Annotated in this window: 6 protein-coding genes, 1 tRNA gene and 1 pseudogene; 4 read left to right on the forward strand and 4 right to left on the reverse strand. The window is 36.0% G+C overall.

Annotated features, from left to right (window positions below; translation table 11 throughout):
- Both QZ276_RS08795 and QZ276_RS08800 read left to right on the forward strand, forming a co-directional pair.
- On the forward strand, positions 1 to 518 hold a 518-nt coding region (locus tag QZ276_RS08795; RefSeq protein ID WP_292487212.1), incomplete at its 5' end, for a transposase.
- Positions 519 to 722: 204 nt separating this feature from the next.
- The gene (locus QZ276_RS08800) at positions 723 to 1,637 is read left to right on the forward strand and encodes a ribonuclease Z (protein WP_292487214.1); all 915 of its coding nucleotides are present in this window, start codon (positions 723 to 725) and stop codon (positions 1,635 to 1,637) included.
- Positions 1,638 to 1,643: 6 nt separating this feature from the next.
- Here QZ276_RS08800 and QZ276_RS08805 read toward each other — a convergent pair whose 3' ends face one another.
- Together QZ276_RS08805 and QZ276_RS08810 are read right to left on the reverse strand one after the other, a co-directional pair.
- Positions 1,644 to 1,916, reverse strand: a complete 273-nt coding sequence (locus QZ276_RS08805; protein WP_292487216.1) for a hypothetical protein — start codon at positions 1,914 to 1,916, stop codon at positions 1,644 to 1,646.
- Between the two features lie 42 nt (positions 1,917 to 1,958).
- Positions 1,959 to 3,041 carry an AAA family ATPase gene (locus QZ276_RS08810; protein ID WP_292487218.1) on the reverse strand — a complete coding sequence of 361 codons (1,083 nt, stop codon included), beginning with the start codon at positions 3,039 to 3,041 and terminating at the stop codon, positions 1,959 to 1,961.
- A gap of 248 nt (positions 3,042 to 3,289) precedes the next feature.
- On the opposite strand from QZ276_RS08810, the gene QZ276_RS08815 reads away from it, so the two are divergent.
- Positions 3,290 to 4,066: a sulfide-dependent adenosine diphosphate thiazole synthase gene (locus tag QZ276_RS08815; protein ID WP_292487220.1), complete on the forward strand. Its 777-nt coding sequence runs from the start codon at positions 3,290 to 3,292 to the stop codon at positions 4,064 to 4,066.
- A 92-nt stretch (positions 4,067 to 4,158) separates the two neighbouring features.
- A tRNA-His gene (locus QZ276_RS08820) sits at positions 4,159 to 4,233 on the forward strand.
- A gap of 268 nt (positions 4,234 to 4,501) precedes the next feature.
- On the opposite strand, the gene QZ276_RS08825 is transcribed toward QZ276_RS08820, so the two are convergent.
- The gene (locus QZ276_RS08825) at positions 4,502 to 5,626 is read right to left on the reverse strand and encodes an ATP-binding protein (RefSeq protein WP_292487222.1); all 1,125 of its coding nucleotides are present in this window, start codon (positions 5,624 to 5,626) and stop codon (positions 4,502 to 4,504) included.
- 160 nt (positions 5,627 to 5,786) lie between these two features.
- Positions 5,787 to 6,025, reverse strand: a pseudogene (locus QZ276_RS08830) (amidophosphoribosyltransferase); the annotation flags it as partial.

Raw genomic sequence — 6,025 nt, forward strand, 5'->3', positions numbered from 1 at the left:
AACAGAAAGAACTGGATCCCTATATACCGGAACAAATCGATAATAGTTATAAGAAAAATCCTAAACCTGAAAATAATACTAAGCATCCTTACCATGTTTCAAGATTCGTTTATGATGAACAAAGGGATGTGTATATCTGTCCTAAAAACGGGATTTTGAAATTTTCATATGAATCAAATGATAGAGACAGGCCAGGAAAACGTCGAGTTTACAGAGGTATACATTGCAGAGATTGTAAATCCAAATATCAATGTACCAATAGAAAAGATGGGATACGGCAGTTAAAAATCACTTATGTATCAGAAGATAGGAAACATCTGAGAGATAAGATGAAAACTGAACAAGCAAAGGTAATATTTGAACAAAACAAACATACTGTTGAACCTGCTATCGGAAATTACAAGCAGAATTTAAGGTTCAGAGAATTTATTACAAGAGGGTTGAATTCTGTAAAAACTGAATTTAACCTGGTTTGTGCTGCTGTTAACCTAAGGAAAATATGGCTAAATTCTGGATAATACAAATAATTGATTGAATATCAATTATTGTATTGTAGAATAACAAAAAATTCTGCAAAATAACATGGTACGTATTATTGCTTAACTAATTATTGTCGGACAAGCTCTTCAGTCGTGGGAGAGTAGTCAGTGTACTATATTGGACTCGAACAATTTTCAGCAATAGCTAAATATCTCTCCAGCCATTATTAATCGGACATGTCAATGTTAAAAATCACTTTCCTCGGAACTGCAGGTTCATTACCGACACCATACCGTAATCCATCTTCAATATTAATTAAAAAAGATAGCGAACTTTTAATGTTTGACTGTGGTGAAGGTGCACAGCAGCAGATGATGCGTGCAAGGACTGGGATGATGTCATTGTCATCCATATTCATTACACATTTCCATGCTGACCATGTCCTTGGAATAGCCGGACTTTTACAAACAATGTCGTTTCAGGGTCGCAATGAAACTCTATATATCTATGGACCTGAAAAAATAGACGTATTCATCCAGATACTTACTGCTCTCGGATACTGTCAGCTGGGTTATGAAATAAAAACTGTAGAGTTAAAACCAGGAGACATCGTAGAAAAAAACGGATACTATATAAAAGCATTAAAAACAGAACATGGTGTCGAAAGCATTGGGTATTCACTTGTTGAAAATAAGCGCCCCGGTAAATTTGACAGGGATAAAGCAGTATCTCTTGGAGTACCCCCTGGACCATTGTTTTCGAAATTGCAACAGGGAAATCCTGTTGAAGTAGACGGGAGAACTGTGCACCCAGAAGAAGTGGTGGGCGAACCAAGACCCGGAAGAACTGTTGTATACAGTGGGGACACCAGACCCTGTGAGGATGTATTCAATGCAAGCTTGGAAGCTGATGTATTAATCCACGACGGGTCTTTGGATGACAGCAAATCCGAATGGGCGGTTGAATCCATGCACTCTACTGCAAGTGAAGCTGCAGAGTTGGCTAAAAAAGCTGGTGTTATTAAACTGGTTCTTACACATATTAGTTCAAGATACACCGAAGATGAAAGCCCTCTTTTAAATGAAGCAAATGAAATATTTGAAAATGTTGTTATTGCAGACGACCTGATGGAAATCAAAATTCAGTATAAAAAATAAATAAATTTAAATTATCGTCCAGTCGAGCTTATTGTTACTTTCATCATACAAAGTGACTTCCATTGTCCTTTCATCCTCCTCAAAAACCATGTTTACCGGGTTAACATAGACATAAGCCGTATCCCCCTGCTGCAGAGTACAATCTTTGGGTTTTGTCCTTCCAAAGTATATACGACCTTCTGTGTCAATATCTTCTACAACTATTCCTTTAAATCCGAGTGGATTATCAACTACATTTACCACTCTGCATTTTAAATATCTTGGACTGGGTTCACTCATACAAACACCTTGTATTTTGGTTTAATAGAATTAAAAATAGAATCAGATATACATACGATTTTCTGTTTTTGAATTGTTTTTCTTTTGCAACCTTGAAACGGTATCTTCCAAATATTTGCCATTGAATTCTTCTTTATCATCAATGATAGTCTGGTGAAGCGATACTTTCAATACTTTTTCTACAATATCTCTGCCCGAAAATCCCTGTGTAAGCTTTGCGATTTTGGACATATTAACGTTTTTAATGGGTAACGGGAACGTCTTTATGTTGGTTTCAATAATTTTTAAACGCTCATTCTCATCAGGAAGAACAAATTCTATCTCTTCTTCAAATCTGTTACTGACAGCCGAATCAAGTGTATCTTTGCGATTAGTTGCACCTATTGTACATACCCCTTTACGCTCAATGATTCCGTCCATCTCAGTAAGCAGAGAATTTACAATTTCAGCAACATCTCCTCTAAGTTCCTGATATCTTCTGTCAAGTGCAACTGCATCAAGTTCATCGATAAATATTATACACGGAGCCATATTCTCTGCACGGTCATAAACCTGATGAATCTGTTTTGCTCCTTCCCCTACATATTCACCTATAAGTTCAGTTGCCTTTATAGTGATTATAGGTACATCCGTTTTATTTGCAAGCCCCTTTGCAAGCATGGTTTTCCCAGTGCCAGAGGGACCATAGAACAATATATTTCTTGGTGCCCATTTACCAAATCTTTCAGGATTTTCAAGGAATTTCTCAACAAGCTTGCATTTTTTACGTGCATTATCCTGACCTATTACATCATCAAAGTTTATATCGGTGTTAAGTTCTGAAGTTTCAACATTGTTGTTATCTTCCATTACAATAATAGTCGTGTATGGACCAATCACCGACTCTGGTGGGTCGACATCTATTATTTTATAGGCAAAATCAGGATACATTCTACGATCAAAAAGATATTCACCTTTTCGTGCAAGATGTTCTTCCCATTGTTCTCGTGCATAGCATTCAAAAACTTCAGGATTTTCTATTTCTGGATAATCCTCAAATATACCTGACAGAGGGTAACCCACAGGCTTTAGAATTACTTTCTCTGCAATGTTATCCACAAAATCGGCATCATTATCCAGCGTCATATTTTGATATTTTTGATAGTATCGTACTATAATACCAACTCTTGATTGTTTATATAATAAAAGAAATAAAGAATTAGTTAAATATTACCCCCATAAATTTAACTTATTTTAACAGTTATAAATAAGCACTATCTATAAAATAAACATATCGGTAATCCTATACTATTTATTGAATAAAAAACCCAACAACTTTAAGATTAATTACACAGATTCTATTTACCTATTGATGATTGATGAGGTCGAATAATATGGAGCTTGATGATATTACAATTACAAAAGCCATAGTTGATGATTTTTCTAAAACATTTATTGATTACACCGAAGTTGATGTGGCACTTGTTGGTGGAGGACCTGCAAATATGGTTGCTGCCACACGCCTTGCCCAGGAAGGTTATAAAGTCGCACTTTTTGAGAAAAAACTTGCACTTGGCGGAGGCATGTGGGGCGGTGGAATGATGTTTCCACGTATTGTTGTTCAGGATGAAGCCCGTAAAATACTGGAAGAATTCGATATTAACCACTATGAATACGATAACGAGAAAGGCTATTACATCGCCAATTCAATTGAATCCGTATCCAGACTCATAAACAAGACCGTGACTTCAGGTGTTCAGGTTTTCAATCTGGTAAATTTTGAAGATGTCATGATTCGCGAAGATGACCATGTCACAGGTATTGTTATCAACTGGGCAGCAGTATCCATCGCAAACCTTCATGTTGACCCACTTACCATACGTGCAAAAGTTGTAATCGATGGCACGGGACATGAAGCAGTAGTATGCAACACCGTTCAAAGAAAGATTCCAAACGCCAAATTTGAAGGTGTTGTTGGAGAACGACCCATGTGGGCTGACGCTGGAGAAAAAAGCCTAAAAGAAACCACTAGAGAAGTATATCCCGGACTTATCGTTACAGGCATGGCAGCCAATGCTGTTGCAGGTGCGCCCAGAATGGGTCCGGTCTTTGGTGGTATGTTGCTTTCCGGAGAAATGGCAGCAAAAATTGCGATGTCAAAACTGGATTGATTTCCAGTTTTATTATCCAATTATTATTTCAGGGAAAACATTTATTTAAGAAACGCACATCTATAGGTTGCCTTTAAAAGATAAAAATCTGTGCCGGGGTAGGGTAGCGGTTATCCTGTAGCCCTGTGGAGGCTATGACCCGAGTTCGATTCTCGGTCCCGGCCCCATTAAATTTAAAAATTATTTTGCAGGTAAATTGATATATACTGTTGTTCCTTCGTTCTTTTTACTATCGAGCCAAATACCTCCATTATGTAAATCTACAACCCTTTTTACATAAATACATTCCAATTCCTGTTCCACCGTAGTTCCTTGTTGTTGAACTATCTACCTGATAAAACAGTTTGAAAATTTCGTTATTTCCTGACATAAAGAATATATTAAAATCTTAAGACAATTTATGTAAGTGTTGTTTAGCTTATATTAACTGTTTAATTAACATTTTTTTAATGCTACCCAGAATCTACTGCCACTTCCTTCAGGATTATCATCAACCCCCACCTGTCCTTTATGGAGTTCAACAATCCTTTTAACGATTGCGAGTCCAAGCCCCACTCCTTTAATCCCTTTTTTATCAATTCGCTGGAATCTGTAAAATACATGAGGTTTTATATCATCAGGAACACCCTCACCTGAATCGGTTACAGTCACCTTCCAGTAGTTTTCTTTATCATGTATATTTATTGACACAATACTTTTTTCGGGGCTGTATTTGATGGCATTGGACAATAAATTTGAAAACACCCGTTCTATTGATGGATTTACCATTGCAAAGCATTCATAATCCGGAAGAAAATCTATATTTAACTGTTTATCTTCAATCTGTTGCTCAAAATCATTTATTACATTTTTAAAAATAGAACATAAATCCATTTTTTTAAATTCCAGATTATCTATTGTTCCCAATTTTGCCAGTTCAGCCGCATTTTCTATCATTTCAACCAGTTTATCGTCACTGGATTTGATTTTTTCCAGCATCGTCCTCTTTTTATCATCTGCTTCAAGATTCAACAATAACTGAACATAACCTTTAATTAACCCTGCCGGATTAAGAAGATCATGGCGCATGATGTCAGCAAAAATATCTTTGAATTCATTTAAACGTTGCAGGTCTTCATTTTTAGACACCAGTCCTTCACGTTCAAGTTTCATTTTTGTAACATCTATATGATACACAAGAACTTTAGTAGGATAATTATTGGATACTGGAACAACTTTCATCATAAACCAGCGGTACTTATAGAGAGAATGGCAGGGATATTCCAGTTCAAAAAAAATTTTATCGCCGTTTATAACTTCGTTTATTCCTTTAGACGCATCTGGTGCCTCATCAGACCATTCTCCTTCCGATTCATCACATAACTTAAGGTAATTGGTACCTTCACTACATGTTGAAGAGTCAAGACCGTTTGAGAGAGCGAACTGTCTCCAGTTCTCATTTACATAAATTATATCCCCTGATTCATCAAGAACTGCAAGATTATCCGGGAGAGATTGGACTAAGTTTTGAAAAAATTCAGGGTCATCTACACGACACGTATTGTTATTGGATTCGCTCATATTATCCGATAAACTATGATTAAAGTATGGAAATATTCAAAGATAGTTATTATGTAATTTTCATTAATACAATATTATAAATAACTTTAGTTATTTTGTAAGTGGTAAATGATAAAAATAATTAAAAATTAAAAAAGGTATTAAATTGTTTATAACATATTTAATAGTCAAACAATCGTGACTGTAGATGAGCACAGCATTCTTCACCGTAGATTTCAACAGGATACCTACCTGTTAAACATCCAAGACATAATTCGTTTTTATTAATGCCTATCGCTTCTACAAGCCCATCAATACTCAGATAGCCAATAGAATCCACCCCTATCATATCCCTGATACCTTCTATGGTGTTTTGAGATGCTATTAACTGTTCACGGGTTGCCATATCAATCCCCAGAT

This window comes from Methanohalobium sp. (assembly GCF_018609725.1).
Lineage (GTDB): Archaea > Halobacteriota > Methanosarcinia > Methanosarcinales > Methanosarcinaceae > Methanohalobium.

Excerpts from the sequence above, each read along its gene's own strand:
- QZ276_RS08810 (WP_292487218.1), bottom strand. The coding sequence starts at position 3,041 with ATGACGCTGGATAATGATGCCGATTTTGTGGATAACATTGCAGAGAAA.
- QZ276_RS08825 (WP_292487222.1), bottom strand. The coding sequence starts at position 5,626 with ATGAGCGAATCCAATAACAATACGTGTCGTGTAGATGACCCTGAATTT.
- QZ276_RS08800 (WP_292487214.1), top strand. The coding sequence starts at position 723 with ATGTTAAAAATCACTTTCCTCGGAACTGCAGGTTCATTACCGACACCA.
- QZ276_RS08815 (WP_292487220.1), top strand. The coding sequence starts at position 3,290 with ATGGAGCTTGATGATATTACAATTACAAAAGCCATAGTTGATGATTTT.
- QZ276_RS08805 (WP_292487216.1), bottom strand. The coding sequence starts at position 1,916 with ATGAGTGAACCCAGTCCAAGATATTTAAAATGCAGAGTGGTAAATGTA.